The sequence below is a fragment of the Amycolatopsis sp. TRM77291 genome (genome assembly GCF_054166285.1).
Genome location: NZ_JBSZHF010000001.1, coordinates 7,386,901 through 7,408,271, shown reverse-complemented (window position 1 = coordinate 7,408,271; position 21,371 = coordinate 7,386,901). Strand labels below are relative to the sequence as shown.

Below are 21,371 nucleotides of genomic sequence, written 5' to 3'. Positions count from 1 at the left end.
CCTGGACGATCGTCTTAAAACCAAGAGAGGCGTACACCACATCGGTGGGACTTGGGCGCGGTCAGTGGGTTACCCATCAGTAAGAAGCATTAGTCTGCCCGAACCACCACACGCTTCACTCGGACGAAAGGCACCCGACGATGGGCGCTGTACAGCTGACGCTCGGCGGGATCTCGGTCCTGCTCGGCGTCGTCGCCTGGGGAATGTTCTTCGCGACCATCGCCCGCTTCGTGCGGGTGATCCGCCTCGGTCAGCCGGACTCGACCCGCAACGGCCCGTTCATCCCGCGCATGAAGACCCTGATCAAGGAATTCGCCGCGCACACCAGGATGAACAAGGTCAAGAGCGTCGGGCCGGCGCACTGGCTGGTCATGTGGGGCTTCCTGATCGGGTCGCTGGCCCTGTTCGAGGCCTACGGCGAGGTCTTCGTCCCGACCTGGGGCTGGCCCATCCTCGACGACTGGTCGCTGTTCCAGCTGCTCATGGAGCTGCTCGGGGTCGGCACCATCGTCGGCATCCTGGTGCTGATCTGGGTCCGCCAGAAGAACCACCCGCGCCGCGCCGACCGGCAGTCCCGTTTCCAGGGCTCCAACTTCAAGTGGGCGTACTTCATCGAGGCCGTCGTGCTCATCGAGGGCATCGGCATCATCGGCGTCCGCGCCGCGAAATCCGCGCTGAACGTCCACGAAACCCCGATCTGGGCCGCGTTCGTCTCGCACCCCATCGGTGAGCTGCTGCCCGCCAGTCCGGACCTGGTCTCGGTGTTCGCGTTCGTCAAGCTGATGAGCGCCACGATCTGGCTGATCGTCATCGCGCGCACGATGACCATGGGCATCGCCTGGCACCGGTTCAGCGCCTTCTTCAACATCTACTTCAAGCGCGAGGACGACGGCGGCGTCGCGCTGGGCGCGCTCAAGCCGATGATGAGCAACGGCAAGGTGCTCGACCTCGAAGAGGCGGACCCGGACGAGGACACCTTCGGCGTCGGCAAGATCGAGGACTTCAGCTGGAAGGGCTGGCTGGACTTCTCCACCTGCACCGAATGCGGCCGCTGCCAGTCGCAGTGCCCCGCGTGGAACACCGGCAAGCCGCTTTCGCCGAAGCTGCTCATCACGCAGCTTCGCGACCACGCCTACGCGAAGGCGCCGTACCTGCTCGCGGGCGGCAAGCGTGACATGGCCGGCGATGAGATCGGTCTGTCCGGCGACAACATGTACGCCGGTATCGACGTCCTCGCGATCGCCGAGTCGCAGAAGGCCCTCATCGGTGACGACGGTGGCGTCATCGACCCCGAGGTGCTGTGGTCCTGCACCTCCTGCGGCGCGTGCGTCGAACAGTGCCCGGTGGACATCGAGCACGTCGACCACATCGTCGACATGCGCCGCTACCAGGTGATGATCGAGTCCGCGTTCCCCAGCGAGCTCAACGGGATGTTCAAGAACCTGGAGAACAAGGGCAACCCGTGGGGCCAGAACGCCAAGGACCGGCTCGCCTGGACCGAGGACCTGGACTTCGAGGTGCCGGTGTTCGACGGCGACCTCGGCGACACCGAATACCTCTTCTGGGTCGGCTGTGCCGGCGCGTTCGAGGACCGCGCGAAGAAGACCACGCGCGCCGTCGCGGAGCTGCTGCACATCGCGGGCGTCAAGTACACGGTGCTCGGCTCGGAGGAGTCCTGCACCGGTGACCCGGCCCGCCGCGCGGGCAACGAGTTCCTCTTCCAGATGCTGGCGCAGCAGAACGTCGAGATCCTCAACTCGGTGTTCGAGGGCCGCGAACGCAAGGCGCGCAAGGTGGTCGTCACCTGTGCCCACTGTTTCAACACCCTCGCGAACGAGTACCCGGAGCTGGGCGGCCAGTTCGACGTCGTGCACCACACGCAGCTGCTCAACCGCCTGGTGCGGGAGAAGCACCTGACCCCGGTGGCCCCGGTCGCCGAGGACGTCACCTACCACGACCCGTGCTACCTGGGCCGCCACAACAAGGTCTACGACGCTCCTCGTGAGCTCGTCGGCGCTTCGGGCGCGCAGCTGCGCGAAATGCCGCGGCACGGCGACCGCTCGATGTGCTGTGGCGCCGGTGGCGCGCGGATGTGGATGGAAGAGAAGATCGGCAAGCGGATCAACGTCGAGCGCGTCGACGAAGCGCTCGGCACCGCCCCGTCGAAGATCGCGACCGGCTGCCCGTTCTGCCGCGTGATGCTCACCGACGGCGTCACCGCGCGCCAGAGCGACGGGCAGGCCAGCGAGAAGGTCGAGGTCGTCGACGTCGCCCAGCTGCTGCTGACCGCCGTCAAGCGGAAGCCGGAGCCGCAACTGGTCCCGGCGGGAGCGCCCTCTTTGGACGCCGTCTCGGACGCCGAACTCGACGGAAAGGCCGACGTGCCCACCGACGAAACGGCCACCGGAACCCCGCTGCCGGAGGAAGACAAGTAGAACGTCACAACCGGAGGGGACATTCTCTCGCACATAATGCGAGAGAATGTTCCCTCTTGTTTTATGCCGTCCGGGCCATTCGGTCCCGTTACCCGTTCGGCGGTACACCGTGGCGATAGGCTGCAGCGGATCCGAAAAAAGGGGCGAGGAATCGATGGGCAACCGGCACGAACTCCGTTCGGTCAAGGAACACCGGCTCGCGACGCCGGGGTCGCCGACCGTTCGCCCGCCCGCCCGCGTCCCTTCTTCCGCGGCATTCGCCAGGATGGCCCAGGAAGCGACCATCCCCAGCATCCCGGCCGCCCGGCGGCCGCCGCGGCAGGAACGCCGTCGCACGCGCGTCCGCCCGTACGTCCGCACGGGCGGACGCACACAGTCCAAACGGAACTTCGCGATCGAAGCGATGATTTCCGTCCGGAACGACGCGCCGTGGAACGCGCCGGGGTTCAGCGTCGAATTCCATTCCGTGAGATCACTGTGCCGTCGTCCGACTTCCGTCGCCGAAGTAGCCGCGTCACTATGCGTTCCACTCGGCGTTGCAAAGGTCCTTTTGGGTGATATGGCGGAACTCGGTTTGGTCACCGTTCATGAAACGCAGGCTGAATTCGACGGCCATCCGGCACTCGCCTTGATGGAACGTGTCCTGCAGGGTTTGCGTCGCCTGTGAGATCACCGCACTCGCACTACGCTACGCAAGGTGAGTGAAGAATCCGGTGACGAAAGCACCCTGACCGTGGTGCTGGCGGGTGGGGTCAACCTCGCCATCGCCGTGCTGAAACTGATCGCCGGGATCATCACCGGCTCCGGCGCGATGCTGTCGGAAGCCGCGCACTCGGTGGCCGACACGATCACCGAAGTCCTCCTGCTGACCGCGCTGAAACGGTCGGACCGGCCCGCCGACCGCGTCCACCCGTTCGGCTACGGCAAGGAGCGGTACTTCTGGTCGCTGCTCGCGGCGGTGTCGATCTTCGCCTCGGGCGCGATGTTCGCGCTCTACGAAGGCTTTTCGACGGTCTTCGGCGAGGAGACCGAGCAGACCGATCCGATCGTCGGCTACGTCGTCCTCGCGATCGCGTTCGCCCTCGAATCCGTCTCGTGGTTCCAAGCCGTGCGGCAGGTGCGCCGCGATGCCGCCGAATCGGGCCAGAAGGTTTCGGTCTATCTGCGGATGATCGACGACCCGGCGCCGAAGACCGTGCTGTTCGAGGACTCGGCCGCGCTGATCGGCCTGCTGCTCGCGTTCGCCGGGATCGGGCTGCACCAGCTCACCGGTTCGCATGTCTGGGACGGCGCGGCGTCGATCGCGATCGGTGTCCTGCTCGCGCTGGTCGCCTACATGCTCGGCCGCACCAACCGCGGCCTGCTGATCGGCAGGCAGGCGGATCCGAGGCTGGTGCGCGGGGTGCGGGACCACCTGATGGGCACGCCCGAGATCGAGGCCGTGGTCGACCTGCAGACCATGCTGATGGGCACCGATCAGGTGCTCGTGTGCGCCCGCGTCGACTTCGACGACGCGCTGGGTGCCGCGGAGGTCGAACGCGCCTGCGTCCGGATCGCGGCCGAACTGGCGGAGACGTTCGGCGACGTCACCGAGGTGTTCATCGAACCCGTACCGCGCACGGACGCCGAACTGCGCGCGGCCGTGCTGGCGCGCTACGGCGACTGGGGCAAGGGTCAGTAGCCGAAGTTCTGCGTCCAGTACATGCCCTTGGTGTTGACGCCGACGCCGATCTTCTTCAGCTTGCAGTTGAGGATGTTCGCGCGGTGGCCCTCGGAGTTCATCCAGGCGTCCATCACCTTGGCGGCGCTCGACTGGCCCTTGGCGATGTTCTCGGCGCCGGGCTTGTCGTAGCCGGCGGCGCGGATGCGCTGGTCGAACGTGACGCCTTCCGGTGTCGTGTGCGAGAAGTAGTTGCGGGCCGACATGTCGTCGCTGTGGCCCTGCGCGGCGGCGGCGAGATGGGACTCGTTGCTCACCGGCGAGCAGCCCGCGGCGGCGCGCTCGGCGTTGACCAGGTCGATGACCTGAACGGCGAGTGAGCTGTCCTGCGAACGGGGCGGCTCCGGAGCCTTGCTCGGAGTGGGTTTGGGGGCCTCGGAGGACTGGGCGGGCGGCTCGGCCGCGGCGGAGGACGAACTGGGCGGCGCGGAGGAAGACGTCGGCGCTGCCGAGGACGACGGCGGGGCAGACGGCTCGGGCGCGGGACCACCAGGCGCCGGGGCGGACGTCTGGCCGAAGTAGGCGGGAGGCTTGGCGAGCGCGTCCCCGGGCCTGCCCTTGGTGTCAGGCACGCTCAACGAGAGGTTGCTCAGCGCCGTGCCCTGGAACCGATCGGTCACCATCAGGTAGCTCGCGCTGGCGATCACCCCGCCCAGCAGCACACTGAGCGTGACCAGCAGTAACCGGCTTCGTGTTCTATTGGGGGACACGGGGCCGAAATTTATCACGAACCGGTTACGGCAATACCCCCGAAAGTAGTAATACCGGTCAGCGGCTGAGGCGACCCGTGGAGTCGTGCGTGATCGCCGTCGCATCGGCGAGGAACCGGATCACGGTCTCCAGTTCCGCGTCCGTGTAGTTCTCGCAGGCCTCGCGGACCGACTTCACCAGGTGATCCCACAGGGGCGCGGCCGAGGCCATCATCGCCCCGTCGATCTCGATGAGCACCTTTCGCCGATCCTCGGGATGCGGCTTCCGGGCGACGATCCGCTTGCTCTCGAGCCTGTCGATGAGCGCGGTGATCGAAGCGGGCGCGAGCCCCGAAAGCTGCGACAGCGCCTTGGGCGTCTGCGGTCCGAAGCGGGCGAGGTAGTCGGTCACCTTGCTTTCGACGGCCGAAAGGCCGCGCTGCTCGGCGATCGCCGCGTGGAACATGACCGTCTCCGTCAACAGTGCGCGTGACCCGCCGAGGACCCGCTCGATCAGCTCCGCTCGCTCGCTTGACACGTCGGCCAGCCTAGCGGAGTCTTTAGTTCGATAGAACGAATTAGTTTCTAAGATATTTGATGGGGTGAACGACATGGCGAAGGTACTGATCGCCGGCGGGGGTATCGCGGGCACGATCACGGCGATCGCGTTGCACGAGACGGGCCACGAGCCGGTGATCCACGAGGCGTACGACCGGACCGCGGAAGGAGTCGGCGCGTTCCTGACCCTCGCGGTGAACGGTCTCGACGCACTGGCCCCGATCGGACTGAAAGGCCTGGCCAAGAGCCTGGGATTCGACACACCGCGGATCAAGATGCGGCTGGGCGACGGCCGTGAACTGGCCGACCTCGCGCTCGGCGGAGCGCTCGAAGACGGCACCGTGAGCCAGACCGTGCTGCGCTCCGACCTGTACATCGCGCTTCGCGACGAAGCCGTCGGACGCGGCATCGAGATCCGCTACGGCAAGCGTTTGGCTGACGCGCGCGAGACCGCTTCAGGCGTCCTCGCGACCTTCGAGGACGGCTCGTCGGCCGAAGGCGACCTGCTGATCGGCGCGGACGGGCTCCGCTCGCGGGTGCGGACGATCATCGACCCGGGGGCGCCGTCACCGCGCTACGTGCCCCTGCTGAACACCGGCGGACTGGCCGAGAGCCTGCGGCTGGACGACGAACCCGGCGTCATGCACATGACGTTCGGCAAGCGGCTGTTCTTCGCCCACGTCGTCCACCCGGACGGCGGCGTCTGGTGGTTCGCGAACGTGCCCCGGAAGCGTGAGCCGTCGCCGGCCGAGCTCACCGTGACGACCACCTGGCGAGAGGACCTGATCCGGCAGCTGGCGGTGGACCGCACCCCCGCCGTCGAGATCGTGCGCGCGACGCGGGAGATCTACCGGCCGTGGGCGACGTACGACTTCCCGAGCGTGCCGACCTGGCGCACGGACCGGATGGTCGTCATCGGTGACGCCGCCCACGCGACGTCACCGGCGGCGGGGCAAGGCGCCGCGATGGCCATCGAGGACGCCGTCACGCTGGCGCGATGCCTGCGTGACGTGCCCTCGATTCCCCAGGCGCTCGCCACCTACGAGGGACTGCGACGCGAGCGCGTCGAAGCCGTCGTCGAGCGCGGCAAGCGCAACGGTGACGACAAGGCGGTCGGGCCCGTCGGACGGGTGATCCGGGACTTCTTCCTCACGCGGGCGTTCAAGAACCAGCCGGAGGAGGATCCGAACGCCTTCATGTGGCGGCACCGGATCGACTGGGAAGCCCCAGTGGCTTAGCGCCAGGTGTCGACGCGGTGGAAGTTCTTGTACGCACGGCTCGGGGTCGGCCCTCGCTGACCCTGGTAGCGCGAGCCGGCCTCGTTCGAGCCGTACGGGAACTCCGCCGCGCTGGACAGGCGGAAGATGCAGAGCTGGCCGATCTTCATCCCTGGCCAGAGCGTGATCGGCAGGTTCGCCACGTTCGACAGCTCGAGGGTGATGTGGCCGGAGAAGCCAGGGTCGATGAAGCCCGCGGTGGAGTGCGTGAGCAGCCCGAGGCGGCCGAGGGAGGACTTGCCCTCCAGGCGGCCGGCGAGGTCGTCGGCGAGCGTGACGGTCTCGTAGGTGGAGCCGAGGACGAACTCGCCCGGGTGGAGGACGAAGGGGTCTTCGCCCTCCTTCTCGACCAGCGAGGTCAGCTCGTCCTGCTGGAGCTGCGGGTCGATATGCGTGTACTTGCTGTTGTCGAACACGCGGAAGTAGCGGTCGAGGCGCACGTCGATGCTCGACGGCTGGACCATGGTCGGGTCGAACGGGTCGACGCCGAGACGGCCTGCGTCGAGCTCTTTACGGAGGTCACGGTCGCTGAGGAGCACGCGATCAGCGTAGTCAAGCGGCCTTCATGTGCCTGCCGTAGGTCGGGTCGAGCCCGAACACCTTGGTGACCTGCCGCAGGTAGTGGCGCCGCCCGGCGGCCCCGAGCAGCTCCTGGAGCGCCGTCGCGCCGGGCACCACCCGCCGGACCGTCTCGGCGGCGAAGTTGACGCCCGCCGCCGCGACCACGGCCGCCTGCGCGATCGGATCGTCGGGCAGCTCCAGGAAGTCGGCGTTGGTCTTGCCCAGCAGGAGCCTGCTGATCGCCCCGTGCCCGGCGACCGACACGTGCGCGAGGACCTTGCCGAGCGCGCCCCGGCCCTCGCCGATCCCGGCGTGGGATTTCATCAGCGCCGCGGCGAGCCGTTTGGAATCGTCGTCCGGGATGAATTCGGTGGTGGCGAGCAGCCACAGCAGACGCCAGGCGTCGTCCTCGCCGGCGGGCAGGAGTTCCTCGTCGACGCCCATCAGCCAGCCGACGTAACGCCAAAGGTGGAGGATGTCGGCGCGCTCGCGGGCGCTGTAGCGGAGCCCGAGCAGCTGCGTGCCGAAGACGTAGACGAGCGAGAAGAGCAGGAGCGTGCCCGCGGTCTGGACCTGGTTGACCGGCCTGTCCCAAGCGGCGTAATCCCAGTCCTTGCGGCGGTTCATGGCCGCGCGGACGTGCGCGTGCACGATCCGCACCCGCAACGCGGACTCGTACCCGCGCCCGCCGGGCACCAGCGCGCCCGGCGTCGTGACATGGATCCACCACGTCGCCGTCTCGACGAGCCGCCGCGCCGCCTTGTACTCGATCTCGCCGGTGCCGACGAGCGCCTTCGTGGCGCGCGACGCGAGATAGCCGCCCATCAGCGAGACGTCGCCGAGCGGGAAGAGACCGAGCAACCCGGCGCGCGTGATCGCCCGCGCTCCACGCTCCAACCGATCCCGATCGACCCAGTACGGCGTCGCCTCGACGTCGCGGAAGAAGGCTTCGAGCTCCTCCGGCGGACTCTCGACGCTGTCGATGCCTTGCCGCAGCGCCTGTTCGAACTTGGGTTGCGCCCCCTGCCGCAGCAACGGCACCAGCACGTCGGCCGCCGGGTCCTCGCGCTGCGCGAACTGCCGCAACCGGGCCACCTGGCGCTCGTCGCCCCTGATGTCGCCCTCGATGAACAACCTCGACGCGACGCGGAAGCCGCCTTGACGGAACAGTTCGGGATCAGGCAGCCGCTCGCCCATCCGGATCACCTCCGAGGTCGACAACAAGTGTTGTCACTTTCGAGGGCGACGTCAAGGATGGGGTGGGGCTTGGCAAGGGGAGATCCGGACCATGTATGCTGGCGGCGCACTGCGGATGTAGTTCAATGGTAGAACATCAGCTTCCCAAGCTGAATACGCGGGTTCGATTCCCGTCATCCGCTCTCACGCGAAAGCCCCAGGTCAGTGGATGTCCACTTTAGACCTGGGGCTTTCGCTTTGCTTCGGAGTCCCGATGACCGCAACCCTGCCGGACGATCTTCGCGCCGACGTCCAGGCGCTCTGGGACTACCACGACATGCGCCACGAACTCCGGCCCGCCGACGTCGGGATCGGCCTCGGCAGCCACGACCTCGGCGTCGCGACCTGCGCGGCGGAACTGTTCCATGCCGGGATGTTCCCGCGCATCGTCTTCACCGGCGCCAACGCGCCGACCACAGTTGACCGCTTCCCACGCGGCGAAGCCGTCCACTATCGCGAACACGCGCTTGAACTGGGCGTCCCGGATGATGCGATCCTGGTCGAGCCCAGGGCGCGGAATACCGGGGAGAACGTCACGCTCACCCGGGAGCTGCTGGAATCCCGCGGTATCGAGGTCGGGTCGGTCGTTCTCATCTCTCGGCCGTATCAACAGCGGCGTGCTTACGCGACCTGCAAGAAGCTCTGGCCGGCGGTCGATATCATCTGCGCCTCCCGGCCGTTGCCGCTGGATGACTACGTCGAAAGCATCGGCGATGTGGACCGGGTGATCAACATGCTTGTCGGTGATACGCAACGGATCACCGTCTATGCAGAGCGTGGTTTCGCCATCCCGCAGGACATCCCGAGGCGCGTCGCCGAGGCTTACGCTCGTTTGGTCCAGGCTGGCTTCAGAGAACGCATCCTCTGACATTCGAGGATCGGGCGCTCCCTCGGGCGGTAACGTACTAAGCGTTGCCACGGCTTGGTGAGCGGGAGAAATCACCTGTCGCCAGGTCAGCCTTCAAGCGGTCGATCCACGGCCGAGTTCATGGCGGGTCAATCGCTTGGAACACCGTCCGAGGTCACGCTCGCCGTCGAACACACCGACCGCTCGAAAGCGACGACGCGGCGGCTCGGTTTCCGGCCACCCCTCGGCCGGCCGGCTGAGGCCCTCGGTGTGGCGACCAGTCTCCTCATGGCCGAGAGCAGCCAGGTCTGGGCCGTCAGCAGTGGTCATGCGCCCAGGTTAGCCGCGATCACGCGCATGACCAGTGAATACGATCGTGACTGTGTGGATTTCGGGACGTCAGATGTCCCGAAATCCACACAGCCCAGCGTCCATGGCACCGTCACACGCCGTCTTCGGGACTCGTCCCCTCGCCGAGCGGCTAGTTTCCGCACCGTGCGAAGAATGTCGAGCGACAGTACTGCGGTCGCCTTGCTGACCGTGCTGGCCGGCTCACTCATCCTCCCGCTCTTGCTCATCGGCGTGGTCTTCCTCATCGTCGGCGTGAAGACGGGCGGCGAACCAGGGCCGTACACCGTCGTTTTCGCCAGGGCGGGTGACGAATGCGGCGCGAAAGGGCAATACCTCGAAACGTCCACAGGGGAGCCGCTCAGGTGTATGGGGCCGGGAGTCCTCCGGGATGCCTCGCTCGAGTTCCCCGGTTTCTCCGACGGGCAGAACGACGAAGTTCGCCGCTGGCTGGAGACGCTGGCGGAAGACGGCGGTCTGAGTGTCTTCGACCATCGTTCGGTCCAGGCCAAGATCGACGCGATCGCGGCCGGATTGCCCCCGGGAACGCGGGCCGAAAGGGAATCCGGCTCGACGATGATCTGGATCGGCACGGGGTTGACCGGTGCCGGCCTGCTCCTGCTGTCGGGCTTTGTCTGGAGGTGGCGCCAGAACCGCCGGCAGGGTTATTGATTACCGTGCCAGGTATGGAGATCCGGCAGTTCACCGATGACGACTGGGCACAGGTCTGGCCGATCGTGCGCGAAGTCGTGCAGGCCGCGGACACCTACACCTACGACCTGGACCTCACCGAGGACGACGCCCGCCGGACGTGGGTCGAGGCGCCGCCGGGCCGGACGGTGGTCGCGGTCGAGGACGGCCGCGTGCTCGGAACGGCCAAGATGGGGCCGAACCGCGGCGGACCAGGGTCGCATGTGGCGACGGCCAGTTTCATGGTGGACAAAGGCTTGCGCGGCAAGGGGGTCGGGAGCGCGTTGTGCGCGAACGCCCTGGAGTGGGCTAGGGAACAGGGTTTCGCGGGGATGCAGTTCAACGCGGTCGCCGAATCGAACGTGGCCGGCATCCGGATCTACGAACGGCTCGGGTTCGAGATCGTCGGGACGGTGCCTGGCGCGTTCGAGCACCCGACGCTGGGGCGCATCGGGTTGCACGTCATGTACTGCGACTTCGGCCGAAGCAAAGGCTGAGTCAGCCTTCGACGAGTTCCCAAGGCGCGTCGGCGCTCGGCCGGTCGTACACCTGGCCGGGCGCGGCGCTCAGCACCAGGGCGACGTCCGGGTACAGCGTGACGGCGTGCTCCATTTCGAGGGCTTCGACCTCGAAATCCTCGTTCTCCGGCACCTGGAAGCCGACGAGCAGCCAGCTGCCGTCGGCCTCGCGGACGACCTGGCGCACGGCGCGGGCCGGGGCGGCCGGGTCGGTGGAGATCTCGGCGAGTTCGGTGCTCACGTGGACTTCCTCCAGCGGCGAGCCCGGATGCGTCCACGCGGCGAGGCGCGCGGCTCGCACCAGGAGGTCTTCCTCGTCGTCGTCCGAGTCGGCGACCGAACTCAGCAGCCACGAGCGCCGCTCCGGATCCCAGTCGGCGGCCATGCCGGTGGGGAGGCCGGCGAGCGCGGCGAGTTCGGGGATGAGCTCCACCGCTTCTCGCAGCGGCAGCGCGCCGAACGCGTCCTTGTTCATCTCCATGTCCTCGGAGAACTCGTTGCCGTCGCTGATGAACCAGTCACCGTCGTCGTCCAGGACGACGAACGCGAGGTTCGACGGATCCTCCACCAGCGACCGGGAGATGATCACCGGCGACTCGGGATCCTGACTCAACGGCCAGTTCTCGCTCGACATGCTGGGCTCCCAACGGGGTTGTCCGGCTGCAGGGCACCATCCCACCACGACCGGCGGAAGCTCATTCGCTGAGGTCGTACTCGTCGACGTCGAGCGCGGCGGCGGCTTCGGTGAGGAACGCGAGCACGGCGGGCGAGAGGTGCCAGCCGAACTCCTCGCCACCGTCACGGTGATGGAAGTAGCGGACCACTTGCAGCACGGCGCTCGCGCCTTCGTCCACCAGCTTCCGGATCTCCGGGCGGACCGGGGCGAGCCTGCCGATCACGCTCTCGATCTGGTCGTCGACCGGTTCCGAACCGCGGTGCGTCACCTTCCAGGCGTGCATCCGCGGCAACCGGTGCTCGGCGGACCGCGAACCCAGTACCAGTACCTCGTCGGGCTCCATGCCGAGCCGCGCGGTGATCTCCCGGGCGGACACGGTTTCGCTCTTCAAGGCGAAGTAGCAGTACTGGTGGACCTTCATACGCCCGGCACCCTAGCTTTCGGGCAGGCTGACCAGGTGAAACGTGATCAATCGCTTATCGAACGTCTCGCGCGGGAGCGCAACGCCTGGTTGTGCACGCTCCGGGCGGACGGATCGCCGCACGTCACGCCGGTGTGGTTCGTGTACCTCGACGACGTCTTCTGGATCGGTAGCGGTGAGCGGAACGTGAAGGTGCGCAACGTCGGCAACGATCCGCGTGTCAGCATCGCGCTGGAAGACGGCGACGCGCCCGCTGTCGCCGAAGGCTCGGCACGCGTCCATCGCGGAACCCTGCGCGAAGACGTTCTCGCGGCCCTGTCGGCGAAGTACGACGGCTGGGCGGCGGGCGTGGAGATCGAGCCGTTCGGCGCCAGAGTGCTGCTGGAAGTCCCCGTTAAGCGGTGGCTGCTCGCGGGGGTCGCCCAATAGTCTGGAAAGTCCGATACCGATCTTGGGATGGACGATGCTGACCGGTGAACTGATCCGCTTGCGCCCGCTGGAACCCGAGGACGCGGACACGCTGTGGCGCTGGCACAACGACCCGGAGGTCACCCGCTGGCTGGTCGCCGACCACCCGGAATCCCTCGCCCAGATCCGCGAACGCTTCGCCGTCCGGAAGCCGAACAGCTTCAGCCAGGTGGACTTCGCGATCGAGAGCCTCGCCGTCGGCACGTTGATCGGCACCTGCACCCTGCGGGACGCCACGCCGGAGAGCGGCCGCGCTGTACTCGACATCTATCTCGGCGAGAAGGACCACTGGGGCGGCGGCTACGGCACCGACGCCATGCGCACGCTCTGCCGCTACGGCTTCGACGTGATGCGGCTGCACATGATCGCGCTGTGGGTCGTGGGCGGCAACGAGGCCGCGATCCACGTCTACAAGAAGCTCGGGTTCCAGGTGGACGGCAGGCATCGGCAGTCGTTCCGCGGCCGGGACGGCCAGTGGCACGACGAGTACCTGATGAGCCTGCTCGAAGGGGAACTCCGCTAGTCGTTCAGTCCTTTCGTGAGCCTGGCGGGTGCTTTCATCCGCCAGGCCTCCTCGATGAGTTCGCGCAGCTGCGTCTTCTCGACCTTCTCCAGGTCGACGAGGATCGCGCCGTAACCGTCGTAATGCGGCGTGGTGAAGTACGCGGGGTCTCCGGAGGCCAGCAGCGCCTCCTTCTCCGCGTGCTCGCACAGCAGCATCAGCCCGCCCTCGGCCTCGGTGCGCAGCCGGGCGAAGCTCTTGCCCGCGACCTTGAGCGACGGCGTGCGGTACGAAGTGGACTCCTCGACCTCGGGCAGCCTGCCCGCCAGTTCCACGACTTCTTGCCAGGTCGTCATGGCCGACATTGTGCACTGGGTCACTGACAAAACCACCCCGTGAACGTGACGAAAGGACCTTTCACGGCACTCGCGGGAGCGATTACGGCAGGACGGTGATCCGGTCCGCGGGGGGCGGCGCGATACCCGGGTGCGCCCCGAAGTACGCGATCAGCGCGTCCAGGTCCACCGGACCACCCGACAGGTTGGTCCCCTTCGTGAACTCGGTGAAGCCGTCCCCACCGGCGGCGAGGAAGTTGTTCACCGAAACGCGGTACGACGCCGCCGGGTCGATCGGTGTGCCGTCGAGCGTCAGGTTCGAGACGCGTGCTCCCTGGGCCGCCGACGCCGAGTACGAGTACTTCAGCGACTTCGAGATCTGCAGGATCCGCACGACCCCGTTGGCCTGCCACTGCTGTTCGAGCACGTTCTTCAGATCCGCCCCGGTGAGCGTGATCGTCTGCATGATGTTCGCGAACGGCTGCACGGCGAACGCCTCGCCGTAGGTCACGACACCGTCGCCCTCGCCGGCGGGCGACGACGCGTAGGTGAAGTCCGTGCGGATACCGCCCGGGTTCGTCATGGCGATCTGCGCGCCGTTCGACTTCGTGGCTTCGAGCTGGGCGTCCGCGATGACGTCGCCGAGCGGCGATTCCCCGGAGGGGGCGCCCTTGGCGGTCAGATCCGCGGTGATGGTGCCGACGGCCTTGTTCGCGATCGGCGCGGCCTTCGTCTTGGCCTCGTCGATCAGGTCCTGCACGTCGCGATCCGGATCGACGTCGCGGGTGACGATCTGGTTGTGCGCCTTGGTTTCGCCGCGCACGACATCGAGCGTGCGGCGGTCGATCTTCAGGTCGACGACCGACAGCAGACGACCGAACGACGCGCCCTGGATCACCGGGCGCGGTTCGCCCGCAGGGTCGTTGATGACGCAGTTGTACTGCTGGTGGCTGTGCCCGGTGAAGATGGCGTCCACTGTGGACGTCACGCGCTGCGCGATGGCGGTGGCCGCGCCCGGCTTGACCTTGCATTCGTCCGGGCCGGCGGTCTCCGAGTTGTCGCCCTGGTGCAGCAGCACGACCTGCGCCTTGACCCCGAACAGGTCGAGGAGCTTGGCGGTGCGATCGATGGCCTGGACCTCTTCGCCGAACTTCAGGCCCTTGATCGCCTCCGGGGTGACGACCTGCGGCAGATCCTTCAGCGTCGCGCCGATGACGCCGATCGGGACGCCGCCGGAGAACTCGATGCTGAACGGCAGCAGCGCCGGGAAGCCGTTCTCGTAGTACACATTGGACCCGAGAAAGGGGAAGTTCGCGCCCTTGAAGGACTCGCGGAACTGGCAGCCGTCGGCCGGATGGCAGCCGCCGTGCTGCATCCGGCGGAGTTCCTTGAGGCCTTCGTCGAATTCGTGGTTGCCCACCACGGAAGCCTCGACCCCGAGCCGGTTCAGCAGTTCGACGGTCGGCTCGTCGTGGAACAGCGCCGAGATCACCGGCGACGCGCCGATGCTGTCACCTGCCGACAGGACGACCGAGTTACGCACTTCGCCGCGAAGCTTCTTCAGGTGCGTCGCGAGGTAGGCAGCACCGCCCGCATTGACGGTCTTGCCGTCGGGGAGCGTGACACGGCCGCTCGAACCGGACGGCGGTTCGAGGTTGCCGTGCAGGTCGTTGAAGGTGATCAGCCGGACGTCGGTGGTCGCCGACGTGGCGGACGCGGGCGCGGCGACGGCGGCCAGCGCGGTCAGCGCGGTCAGCGCGGCACCGGCGACCACGGCCAGCCGGGTAGAGAGTTTCATGCTTCCTCCGATTCGCACGGCGGAGGAGTCTGCCTTGCGGATTTGACCTTTACCAGGGGAGAAAGCATGACGATAGGCAAACGTCACATGGCGACAGGCAGATAGAGACGCTCACGCCGCCGGGTGACGTCGTTCGGCATCGGCTCCAGTTCCCCCGTCGCGATGAATCCGAGCCGCAGGTACAGCCGCCGCGCGTGGTCGTTGTCCTCCGCGACGTGCAGCCACACCTCGCGCGCGCCGTCTTCCTCGGCGGCGGACCGCACTTCATCCATCAGCCTGGTGCCCAATCCCCGGCGGCGGGCTTCGGGCGCGACCCACATCGAGTAGAGGATCCAGCCATCGTCGCGCGCCCGCCCGGCGACGAGACCCACCGCGCGCCCGTCGTCGAAGGCGGCGAACCAGGCGTCCCCGGCCAGCTTCGCGAGCCACTCCTCGTCGGACTGCGCGCGTTCGGCCGCGGCGATCGAGCCGTAGTTCTCGGGCGTGTCCATCAGGGCACGCAGCCGGATCTCACGGAAGACGTCGAGGTCCGCGGGGATGAGCCGTCGAACGAGCACCATCCGGGCAGAATCCCACGTCCGGCGGCGGATCAGGGAACGAATATCGCCGATCGGCCAAGATCAGGGTCGGCCACTCGGCCGATCCGGCCCCGGCAGCGGCGGCCCTTCGACCGAAGTGGCCGCACCCGCCTGATCCATAACGTCGTGGTCATGACGAACGCACAGGTCACCGCCCTGCAGTACGGCTTGATCGGCTTCTTCGCCCTCTGGGCGACGGTGCTGATCCCGCAGCTGATCGTCCTGCACGCGCGGCACGGCCGGGTGCGGCTTCGTCCCGTCCTGACCACGGCCGCCGTGCTGCTCTACGCCACCATGACCCTGGCGGTGACCTTCCTGCCGCTGCCCGGCCCCGGCTTCAAACGGCTGAGCCAGACCGTGCAGCTGAACCCGTTCCAGTGGGTCGCCGACATCCACACCGAACTGCTCAAGCACGGGCTGCCGATGGCCGACTGGTTCACCACCCAGACCTTCCAGCAGGCCACCATGAACGTGCTGCTGTTCGTCCCGCTCGGCTTCTTCGCCAGGACACTGTGGAAGCGCGGCCTCATCGGCACGACGCTGATCGGGCTCGCCGCGTCGCTGCTGATCGAGATCACGCAGCTGACCGCGAACTTCGGCACCGCGCCCTACGTCTACCGGATCTTCGACGTCGACGACCTGCTCAACAACACCGGCGGCGCGATGCTCGGCTGGATCGCCGGGGCGCTGCTGCTCAGCCTCGTGCGGAAGCCTGTTCCCTCAACGGTCGAGATGCAGCCGCCGCGTGGCGAGCGGATCGACCTCGCCAAGGTCCGCTAGCCTCGCCTGCCGTCGCTGGGCCGCGCGCCGCGCGGCCCGCCGGTCTTCCGCGATCACCAGCACGGTGGCCACCACGAAGATCAACGCGACCAGGCCGAGGATGAGCGAGAGCTGCAAAACGCCTCCTCGATACGACCTTGTGTGCGAGATCACAAACAGTACGCACATCGTGGTGAGTTGACCACCCCTTGAGACGAAAGTGGGTGTCCCAGGTCACGCGGGGGTCGCCGAGAACCAGGTGCGGTCGTCGGCACACCAGCGCTCGAAGACCAGGCCCGCCCTGGTCAGGGCGCCGTTCAGCGCCTCGGCGTCCAGCCGGCGGCAGGTGAAGGGCTGACTCCAGGACCGGCCCGCCGCCGAGTACCGCACGACGGCCGACAGCAGGTCGCCGTCGCGGACAACCCGGTCGAGCCGGACGCCGACCCGGCCGAGCGTGCCGCCCTGGCCATCGCGCACCGACTCGAACCACTCCGGCGGATGCCATTCGACGAGCACCCGGCCGCCGGGTGTGACATGGGCTCGAGCGGTGGACAGGAAAGCCTCGCGATCGACCGCGGAGGCGGAGTTGACCAGGTGACTGCCGAGCAGCACGGCATCGAAGTCCCGGTCGAGCCGCAGTTCCTCGATCTTCGAACACACCTTGTCCGCGCGGACGTGGGCGAGCATCTCCGGCGAGTCGTCCACCGCGACCACCGGATGCCCCAGGTCCAGCAGCGCGTGCGTGATCCGCCCGACGCCGCTGCCGAGCTCCAGGATCGAGGCGCCTTCCGGGATCGCCGCGTGCACGATCCCGGGCTCGTCGCCGGGCGGCAGCAGCCGGTACACCTCGACCGGGCAGCCGTCGGCCGTGAACGCCCCCTCATCCATACCCGCCAGCGTGCCGGAAACTGGCGGGGTGAGGACGAAACCGAGCAAGGAAGAGCTGGCCGCCGCCTACGGCAAGACCATCGACGACGTCATCGCGCCCGATCTGGACGTGCTGTTCTGCGGGATCAACCCCGGTCTCTACTCGGGCGCGCTCGGCCTGCACTTCGCCAGGCCGGGGAACCGGTTCTGGCCCGCGCTGCACCGCGGCGGCTTCACCCCGCGCCTGCTCGATCCCAGCGAACAGCACGAACTGCTCGGTCTGGGCCTCGGCATCACAAACGTCGTCGCGCGGACGACGGCACGGGCCGACGAGCTGACCCCGGACGAATTCCGCGAAGGCGGGCGCCTCCTCACGGCGAGGGTCGCCGAATACCGGCCACGCTGGCTCGCCGTGGTCGGGATCACGGCCTTCCGGACGGCGTTCGGCCTGCCGAAGGCGAAGGTCGGCCCGCAGGATGGCGAGATCGGCGGGGCACGGGTCTGGGTCCTGCCCAATCCCAGCGGGCTGAACGCACATTGGACCCCCGCGGCGCTCGGAGACGAATTCGGCCGCCTTCGCGCCGAAGTCCACTCTGAGTAGTGAACGTGTCAACTTCCACCCTCGGCACGCTCATTCGAGCCAGAGATCCACAACCAGCCGATACGCAGAGTTTGCCGCGACGGGGCGATACATCTATGAGGGGGATATCGCGTCACGTGCTCCGGCCTACTGACTCGTAATAGTTACGAGGTGTCATCTCTGTCCGGTCCCGCAGGGGGACCGGTTGACGAGGGTGACCACGCCGGGGGGCGGTGGTCACCGAATGGACTCGCGAGTCCTCTCGTCCGGAGATGGCGGGCAGGAAAACGGAGGGGTCCGTGATGCGAAGCATCGAGCCGAACCGAACGCAGGCCGGCAGGCCTGGTGGACTGTCGCCAGGCGGCCGCGGACTCGGCGTGGCCGCCGTCGATCCGATCCCGATCTTCTGCGAGGGCCTGAGCTCACTGGTCCACCGCACGCCGGGCCTGCAGTGGCTCGGGCACGCGGCGAGCCATCACGCGGCGCTCCAGCTGTGCGAACAGCTCAAACCGGACGTCATCGTGCTGGATTCGGCGCTCGACCCGAACTGCCATCTGTCCCGCCTGCTCAGCGGCGGCGACCCGGCGCTGGTCATCATCACGATGATCCGGGACACCAACCGCACCCAGCAGTACCTCGCCGCGGCGATCGCGGCGGGCGTGCACGCGATCGTGCCGCGGGCGACCGACGGGCGGCATCTGGCCGAGGCGATCCGGCGCGCGCACAGCGACCGCCGCTACATCGACCCGACGCTGGCGGCGCTGACCGCGCGGCCGAAACGCCAGCCCGTGCTCCCCAAGCCGGGTGACGCCCCCAAACCGGCGATCGCGCGCGGCCTGATGCCGCTGTCCCGCCGCGAGTACCAAGTCCTGCAGCTGGTGGCGGAGGGACTGGAGAACTCCGGGATCGCGAAGATCCTGTTCCTGTCCGTGGAAACGGTGCGGACGCACGTCAAGAGCATCTTGCGCAAGCTTTCCGCCCGTGACCGGACACACGCGGTGACGATCGCGTTCCGCTCCGGCATCCTGGTGGCGAACCCGGACGACGGGCACACCCCGGCCGAAACGCCCGCCGCCTCTTCGATCGCGCCGTCATCCCGCTGAGCCCCCCCGTATTGCTGATTTACACATCACAACAGTGGCCATTCACTTGCCGCCGGTTACCCACAGGTAATATCCTGAAGTTACCGGCGAGTAGGGGACGTGTGCCCGGCCGGGGAGCCGAACACATTGGAGTGACGAAATGGGCCACTACAAGAGCAACGTCCGAGACCTGGAGTTCAACCTCTTCGAGGTACTCGGCGTGCAGGACCGCCTCGGCAAGGGCGTCCTCGCGGAATCCGACGAGGAGACCGCCCGCGGCGTGCTGACCGAGCTGAACAAGCTCGCTTCCGGTCCCCTCGCCGACTCGTACGCCGACGCGGACCGCAACCCGCCGGTGTACGACCCGAAGACCTTCTCGGTGAAGATCCCCGAGTCGTTCAAGAAGAGCTACCAGGCGCTGATGGACGGCGAATGGTGGCGGCTGGGCCTGCCGAACGAGCTGGGCGGCTTCGGCCTGCCCCCGACCGTGCAGTGGGCCGCGGCAGAGCTGATCCTCGGTGCCAACGCGCCGCTGTTCATGTACATGGCTGGCCCGAACTTCGCCGGCATCGTCGACAAGAACGGCACCGACGAGCAGAAGCGCTGGGCGCAGATCATGATCGACCGCGGCTGGGGCGCCACCATGGTGCTCACCGAGCCCGACGCCGGTTCCGACGTCGGCGCCGGCCGCGCCAAGGCCGTCAAGCAGGAGGACGGCTCCTGGCACATCGACGGCGTGAAGCGGTTCATCACCTCGGCCGAGAACGACATGGTCGAGAACATCATGCACCTGGTGCTGGCCCGTCCCGAGGGCCCCGGCATCGAGACCAAGCCCGGTACCAAGGGCCTTTCGCTCTTCCTGGTGCCGAAGTTCCACTTCGACGGCGAGACCGGTGAGCTGGGCGAGCGCAACGGCGCCTTCGTCACCAACGTCGAGCACAAGATGGGCATCAAGGCCTCCACCACCTGCGAGCTGACCTTCGGCCAGCACGGCACGCCCGCCAAGGGCTGGCTGCTCGGCGAGGTGCACGACGGCATCGCGCAGATGTTCCAGGTCATCGAGTACGCCCGCATGATGGTCGGCACGAAGGCCATCGCGACGCTGTCGACCGGTTACCTCAACGCGCTCGAGTACGCCAAGGAGCGCGTCCAGGGCGCCGACCTGCCGAACATGCTGAACAAGGCGGCGCCGCGCGTCACCATCACCCACCACCCGGACGTCCGCCGCTCGCTGATGCTGCAGAAGGCGTACGCCGAGGGCCTGCGCGCGGTGTACCTGTACACGGCGACCTTCCAGGACCAGGTGTGGACCGGCGAGGGCGACGAGGCTTCGCAGAAGATCGCGCACGGCGTCAACGACCTGCTGCTGCCGATCGTCAAGGGCGTCGGCTCCGAGCGCGCGACCGAGCAGCTCGTGCAGTCGCTGCAGACCCTCGGCGGGTCGGGCTTCCTGCAGGACTACCCGATCGAGCAGTACATCCGTGACGCGAAGATCGACTCGCTGTACGAAGGCACCACGGCCATCCAGTCGCTGGACTTCTTCTTCCGCAAGATCGTCCGCGACAAGGGCGCTTCGCTGGCCTACGTCGCCGGGGAGATCACGAAGACCATCGAGTCGGAGATCGGCAACGGGCGGCTCAAGAACGAGCGCGGCCTCCTCAAGCAGGCGCTGGAAGACACCCAGGGCATGCTCGGCTCGCTGATCGGCTACCTGACCTCGTCGCAGGAAGACCCGCAGAACATCAACAAGGTCGGCCAGCACACGGTCCGCCTGCTGATGTCGGTCGGCGACCTGCTCATCGGCTGGCAGCTCATCAAGCACGCCGAGGTCGCCATCGGCAAGCTCGACGCGGGCGCGTCCGCGAAGGACGTCCCGTTCTACGAAGGCAAGCTCGCGGTGGCGTCGTTCTTCGCGAAGAACGTGCTGCCGGAGCTGACGTCGCGCCGCGCGATCGTCGAGGCCGCGGACAACAGCCTCATGGACATCCCCGAGGCCGCGTTCTAAACGTTTTCGTGACGAAGAGCCCTCTCCGGCCAGGAGGGGGCTCTTCGTGGTTTCGAGCGGGATCTCCGGGGGAATTTCCGTGCTGAGTCCGCCCGTTGGCGGAGACCTCGGCAAAGGAGTCTCAATGACAGTCACCGGCATCATCACGGCGATCGTGGTCGGTTTGATCCTCGGGGTGCTCGGCAGGTTCTTCGCGCCCGGCAAGCAGTCCATCCCGATCTGGCTGACCATCGTCGTCGGTATCGTCGCCGCCTTCATCGGTACGGCGATCGCCCGTGGACTCGGCTACGCGGACACGAACGGCTTCGACTGGCTCGAACTCATCACCCAGATCGTCCTCGCCGGTATCGGAGTGACCCTGGCCGCGAACCTCTACGGACGCCGAAGTGTCACCCGGTAAGGGGTCTTGAGGCGCGATGAG

At 67.5% G+C, this 21,371-nt stretch carries 26 protein-coding genes and 1 tRNA gene; 15 read left to right on the top strand and 12 right to left on the bottom strand.

What is annotated here, in order from left to right; translation table 11 throughout:
• The first annotated feature begins 140 nt into the window (after nucleotides 1-140).
• The 3 genes from ACXIZN_RS34590 to ACXIZN_RS34580 all read left to right on the top strand — a co-directional run bounded on the left by ACXIZN_RS34590 (nucleotide 141) and on the right by ACXIZN_RS34580 (nucleotide 4,116).
• Nucleotides 141-2,435: a (Fe-S)-binding protein gene (locus ACXIZN_RS34590; RefSeq protein ID WP_378343840.1), complete on the top strand. Its 2,295-nt coding sequence runs from the start codon at nucleotides 141-143 to the stop codon at nucleotides 2,433-2,435.
• A 154-nt stretch (nucleotides 2,436-2,589) separates the two neighbouring features.
• Nucleotides 2,590-3,102, top strand: a complete 513-nt coding sequence (locus ACXIZN_RS34585; protein ID WP_457959137.1) for a DUF742 domain-containing protein — start codon at nucleotides 2,590-2,592, stop codon at nucleotides 3,100-3,102.
• A 30-nt stretch (nucleotides 3,103-3,132) separates the two neighbouring features.
• Nucleotides 3,133-4,116: a cation diffusion facilitator family transporter gene (locus tag ACXIZN_RS34580; RefSeq protein WP_457959136.1), complete on the top strand. Its 984-nt coding sequence runs from the start codon at nucleotides 3,133-3,135 to the stop codon at nucleotides 4,114-4,116.
• Here the strand turns inward: ACXIZN_RS34580 and ACXIZN_RS34575 are convergent.
• Both ACXIZN_RS34575 and ACXIZN_RS34570 read right to left on the bottom strand, forming a co-directional pair.
• A complete protein-coding gene (locus ACXIZN_RS34575; protein WP_457960678.1) occupies nucleotides 4,110-4,802 on the bottom strand; it encodes a CAP domain-containing protein in 693 nt (230 codons plus the stop codon). The two genes, ACXIZN_RS34580 and ACXIZN_RS34575, sit on opposite strands and share 7 nt — an antisense overlap.
• A gap of 121 nt (nucleotides 4,803-4,923) precedes the next feature.
• Nucleotides 4,924-5,382, bottom strand: a complete 459-nt coding sequence (locus tag ACXIZN_RS34570) for a MarR family winged helix-turn-helix transcriptional regulator (protein WP_457959135.1) — start codon at nucleotides 5,380-5,382, stop codon at nucleotides 4,924-4,926.
• Between the two features lie 73 nt (nucleotides 5,383-5,455).
• Between ACXIZN_RS34570 and ACXIZN_RS34565 the strand changes: the two genes are divergently transcribed.
• Complete coding sequence (locus ACXIZN_RS34565; RefSeq protein ID WP_457959134.1) at nucleotides 5,456-6,640, top strand: FAD-dependent oxidoreductase; 1,185 nt, start codon at nucleotides 5,456-5,458, stop codon at nucleotides 6,638-6,640.
• On the opposite strand, the gene dcd is transcribed toward ACXIZN_RS34565, so the two are convergent.
• Both dcd and ACXIZN_RS34555 read right to left on the bottom strand, forming a co-directional pair.
• Nucleotides 6,637-7,218, bottom strand: coding sequence for a dCTP deaminase (dcd, locus tag ACXIZN_RS34560; RefSeq protein WP_125679521.1), 582 nt, complete (start codon nucleotides 7,216-7,218; stop codon nucleotides 6,637-6,639). The genes ACXIZN_RS34565 and dcd overlap by 4 nt on opposite strands.
• A gap of 13 nt (nucleotides 7,219-7,231) precedes the next feature.
• A complete protein-coding gene (locus ACXIZN_RS34555; protein ID WP_457959133.1) occupies nucleotides 7,232-8,437 on the bottom strand; it encodes an oxygenase MpaB family protein in 1,206 nt (401 codons plus the stop codon).
• A gap of 111 nt (nucleotides 8,438-8,548) precedes the next feature.
• Between ACXIZN_RS34555 and ACXIZN_RS34550 the strand changes: the two genes are divergently transcribed.
• Together ACXIZN_RS34550 and ACXIZN_RS34545 are read left to right on the top strand one after the other, a co-directional pair.
• Nucleotides 8,549-8,619 (top strand) — tRNA-Gly (locus ACXIZN_RS34550).
• A 71-nt stretch (nucleotides 8,620-8,690) separates the two neighbouring features.
• The gene (locus ACXIZN_RS34545) at nucleotides 8,691-9,344 is read left to right on the top strand and encodes a YdcF family protein (protein ID WP_457959132.1); all 654 of its coding nucleotides are present in this window, start codon (nucleotides 8,691-8,693) and stop codon (nucleotides 9,342-9,344) included.
• Nucleotides 9,345-9,437: 93 nt separating this feature from the next.
• Here the strand turns inward: ACXIZN_RS34545 and ACXIZN_RS34540 are convergent, their stop codons facing one another.
• Entirely contained in the window at nucleotides 9,438-9,653 is a 216-nt protein-coding gene (locus ACXIZN_RS34540; protein WP_457959131.1) for a hypothetical protein, read from the bottom strand.
• A 174-nt stretch (nucleotides 9,654-9,827) separates the two neighbouring features.
• Between ACXIZN_RS34540 and ACXIZN_RS34535 the strand changes: the two genes are divergently transcribed.
• Together ACXIZN_RS34535 and ACXIZN_RS34530 are read left to right on the top strand one after the other, a co-directional pair.
• Nucleotides 9,828-10,343, top strand: a complete 516-nt coding sequence (locus tag ACXIZN_RS34535; RefSeq protein WP_457959130.1) for a hypothetical protein — start codon at nucleotides 9,828-9,830, stop codon at nucleotides 10,341-10,343.
• Nucleotides 10,344-10,357: 14 nt separating this feature from the next.
• Nucleotides 10,358-10,858: an N-acetyltransferase family protein gene (locus ACXIZN_RS34530; protein WP_457959129.1), complete on the top strand. Its 501-nt coding sequence runs from the start codon at nucleotides 10,358-10,360 to the stop codon at nucleotides 10,856-10,858.
• 1 nt (nucleotide 10,859) lies between these two features.
• Here the strand turns inward: ACXIZN_RS34530 and ACXIZN_RS34525 are convergent, their stop codons facing one another.
• Together ACXIZN_RS34525 and ACXIZN_RS34520 are read right to left on the bottom strand one after the other, a co-directional pair.
• Complete coding sequence (locus ACXIZN_RS34525; protein WP_457959128.1) at nucleotides 10,860-11,513, bottom strand: hypothetical protein; 654 nt, start codon at nucleotides 11,511-11,513, stop codon at nucleotides 10,860-10,862.
• A gap of 61 nt (nucleotides 11,514-11,574) precedes the next feature.
• Nucleotides 11,575-11,976, bottom strand: a complete 402-nt coding sequence (locus ACXIZN_RS34520; RefSeq protein WP_126736147.1) for a DUF4279 domain-containing protein — start codon at nucleotides 11,974-11,976, stop codon at nucleotides 11,575-11,577.
• Nucleotides 11,977-12,012: 36 nt separating this feature from the next.
• On the opposite strand from ACXIZN_RS34520, the gene ACXIZN_RS34515 reads away from it, so the two are divergent.
• Both ACXIZN_RS34515 and ACXIZN_RS34510 read left to right on the top strand, forming a co-directional pair.
• Nucleotides 12,013-12,405 (top strand): pyridoxamine 5'-phosphate oxidase family protein, encoded by a 393-nt coding sequence (locus ACXIZN_RS34515; RefSeq protein ID WP_457959126.1) that lies wholly within the window; start codon nucleotides 12,013-12,015, stop codon nucleotides 12,403-12,405.
• 34 nt (nucleotides 12,406-12,439) lie between these two features.
• Complete coding sequence (locus ACXIZN_RS34510; protein ID WP_457959125.1) at nucleotides 12,440-12,967, top strand: GNAT family N-acetyltransferase; 528 nt, start codon at nucleotides 12,440-12,442, stop codon at nucleotides 12,965-12,967.
• Here ACXIZN_RS34510 and ACXIZN_RS34505 read toward each other — a convergent pair.
• The 3 genes from ACXIZN_RS34505 to ACXIZN_RS34495 form a co-directional block, all read right to left on the bottom strand.
• The gene (locus ACXIZN_RS34505) at nucleotides 12,964-13,302 is read right to left on the bottom strand and encodes an MmcQ/YjbR family DNA-binding protein (RefSeq protein WP_034314411.1); all 339 of its coding nucleotides are present in this window, start codon (nucleotides 13,300-13,302) and stop codon (nucleotides 12,964-12,966) included. The genes ACXIZN_RS34510 and ACXIZN_RS34505 overlap by 4 nt on opposite strands.
• Nucleotides 13,303-13,384: 82 nt before the next feature.
• Nucleotides 13,385-15,079, bottom strand: coding sequence for a bifunctional metallophosphatase/5'-nucleotidase (locus tag ACXIZN_RS34500; protein WP_457959124.1), 1,695 nt, complete (start codon nucleotides 15,077-15,079; stop codon nucleotides 13,385-13,387).
• Nucleotides 15,080-15,162: 83 nt separating this feature from the next.
• Nucleotides 15,163-15,639 (bottom strand): GNAT family N-acetyltransferase, encoded by a 477-nt coding sequence (locus tag ACXIZN_RS34495; RefSeq protein WP_457959123.1) that lies wholly within the window; start codon nucleotides 15,637-15,639, stop codon nucleotides 15,163-15,165.
• A gap of 150 nt (nucleotides 15,640-15,789) precedes the next feature.
• Here ACXIZN_RS34495 and ACXIZN_RS34490 point away from each other — a divergent pair, with 150 nt between their 5' ends.
• Nucleotides 15,790-16,437, top strand: coding sequence for a VanZ family protein (locus ACXIZN_RS34490; protein WP_457959122.1), 648 nt, complete (start codon nucleotides 15,790-15,792; stop codon nucleotides 16,435-16,437).
• Here ACXIZN_RS34490 and ACXIZN_RS34485 read toward each other — a convergent pair.
• Both ACXIZN_RS34485 and ACXIZN_RS34480 read right to left on the bottom strand, forming a co-directional pair.
• A complete protein-coding gene (locus ACXIZN_RS34485) occupies nucleotides 16,378-16,554 on the bottom strand; it encodes a hypothetical protein (protein WP_185927304.1) in 177 nt (58 codons plus the stop codon). The genes ACXIZN_RS34490 and ACXIZN_RS34485 overlap by 60 nt on opposite strands.
• Nucleotides 16,555-16,650: 96 nt before the next feature.
• Nucleotides 16,651-17,304, bottom strand: a complete 654-nt coding sequence (locus ACXIZN_RS34480) for a class I SAM-dependent methyltransferase (RefSeq protein ID WP_457959121.1) — start codon at nucleotides 17,302-17,304, stop codon at nucleotides 16,651-16,653.
• 28 nt (nucleotides 17,305-17,332) lie between these two features.
• Here ACXIZN_RS34480 and mug point away from each other — a divergent pair, with 28 nt between their 5' ends.
• From mug to ACXIZN_RS34460, 4 genes are all read left to right on the top strand, one after another.
• The gene (gene mug / locus ACXIZN_RS34475) at nucleotides 17,333-17,884 is read left to right on the top strand and encodes a G/U mismatch-specific DNA glycosylase (RefSeq protein ID WP_457959120.1); all 552 of its coding nucleotides are present in this window, start codon (nucleotides 17,333-17,335) and stop codon (nucleotides 17,882-17,884) included.
• A 281-nt stretch (nucleotides 17,885-18,165) separates the two neighbouring features.
• The gene (locus ACXIZN_RS34470; RefSeq protein WP_457959119.1) at nucleotides 18,166-18,966 is read left to right on the top strand and encodes a response regulator transcription factor; all 801 of its coding nucleotides are present in this window, start codon (nucleotides 18,166-18,168) and stop codon (nucleotides 18,964-18,966) included.
• Nucleotides 18,967-19,105: 139 nt separating this feature from the next.
• Nucleotides 19,106-20,950, top strand: coding sequence for an acyl-CoA dehydrogenase (locus ACXIZN_RS34465; RefSeq protein ID WP_360957068.1), 1,845 nt, complete (start codon nucleotides 19,106-19,108; stop codon nucleotides 20,948-20,950).
• 124 nt (nucleotides 20,951-21,074) lie between these two features.
• On the top strand, nucleotides 21,075-21,350 hold the full coding sequence (locus tag ACXIZN_RS34460; RefSeq protein ID WP_457959118.1) for a GlsB/YeaQ/YmgE family stress response membrane protein: 276 nt from the start codon (nucleotides 21,075-21,077) through the stop codon (nucleotides 21,348-21,350).
• The last annotated feature ends 21 nt before the right edge of the window (nucleotides 21,351-21,371 follow it).

Excerpts from the sequence above, each read along its gene's own strand:
- ACXIZN_RS34590 (WP_378343840.1), top strand. The coding sequence starts at position 141 with ATGGGCGCTGTACAGCTGACGCTCGGCGGGATCTCGGTCCTGCTCGGC.
- ACXIZN_RS34585 (WP_457959137.1), top strand. The coding sequence starts at position 2,590 with ATGGGCAACCGGCACGAACTCCGTTCGGTCAAGGAACACCGGCTCGCG.
- ACXIZN_RS34565 (WP_457959134.1), top strand. The coding sequence starts at position 5,456 with ATGGCGAAGGTACTGATCGCCGGCGGGGGTATCGCGGGCACGATCACG.
- ACXIZN_RS34555 (WP_457959133.1), bottom strand. The coding sequence starts at position 8,437 with ATGGGCGAGCGGCTGCCTGATCCCGAACTGTTCCGTCAAGGCGGCTTC.
- ACXIZN_RS34545 (WP_457959132.1), top strand. The coding sequence starts at position 8,691 with ATGACCGCAACCCTGCCGGACGATCTTCGCGCCGACGTCCAGGCGCTC.
- ACXIZN_RS34540 (WP_457959131.1), bottom strand. The coding sequence starts at position 9,653 with ATGACCACTGCTGACGGCCCAGACCTGGCTGCTCTCGGCCATGAGGAG.
- ACXIZN_RS34535 (WP_457959130.1), top strand. The coding sequence starts at position 9,828 with ATGTCGAGCGACAGTACTGCGGTCGCCTTGCTGACCGTGCTGGCCGGC.
- ACXIZN_RS34530 (WP_457959129.1), top strand. The coding sequence starts at position 10,358 with ATGGAGATCCGGCAGTTCACCGATGACGACTGGGCACAGGTCTGGCCG.
- ACXIZN_RS34525 (WP_457959128.1), bottom strand. The coding sequence starts at position 11,513 with ATGTCGAGCGAGAACTGGCCGTTGAGTCAGGATCCCGAGTCGCCGGTG.
- ACXIZN_RS34520 (WP_126736147.1), bottom strand. The coding sequence starts at position 11,976 with ATGAAGGTCCACCAGTACTGCTACTTCGCCTTGAAGAGCGAAACCGTG.
- ACXIZN_RS34510 (WP_457959125.1), top strand. The coding sequence starts at position 12,440 with ATGCTGACCGGTGAACTGATCCGCTTGCGCCCGCTGGAACCCGAGGAC.
- ACXIZN_RS34505 (WP_034314411.1), bottom strand. The coding sequence starts at position 13,302 with ATGACGACCTGGCAAGAAGTCGTGGAACTGGCGGGCAGGCTGCCCGAG.
- ACXIZN_RS34500 (WP_457959124.1), bottom strand. The coding sequence starts at position 15,079 with ATGAAACTCTCTACCCGGCTGGCCGTGGTCGCCGGTGCCGCGCTGACC.
- ACXIZN_RS34495 (WP_457959123.1), bottom strand. The coding sequence starts at position 15,639 with ATGGTGCTCGTTCGACGGCTCATCCCCGCGGACCTCGACGTCTTCCGT.
- ACXIZN_RS34490 (WP_457959122.1), top strand. The coding sequence starts at position 15,790 with ATGACGAACGCACAGGTCACCGCCCTGCAGTACGGCTTGATCGGCTTC.
- ACXIZN_RS34480 (WP_457959121.1), bottom strand. The coding sequence starts at position 17,304 with ATGGATGAGGGGGCGTTCACGGCCGACGGCTGCCCGGTCGAGGTGTAC.
- ACXIZN_RS34470 (WP_457959119.1), top strand. The coding sequence starts at position 18,166 with ATGCGAAGCATCGAGCCGAACCGAACGCAGGCCGGCAGGCCTGGTGGA.
- ACXIZN_RS34465 (WP_360957068.1), top strand. The coding sequence starts at position 19,106 with ATGGGCCACTACAAGAGCAACGTCCGAGACCTGGAGTTCAACCTCTTC.
- ACXIZN_RS34460 (WP_457959118.1), top strand. The coding sequence starts at position 21,075 with ATGACAGTCACCGGCATCATCACGGCGATCGTGGTCGGTTTGATCCTC.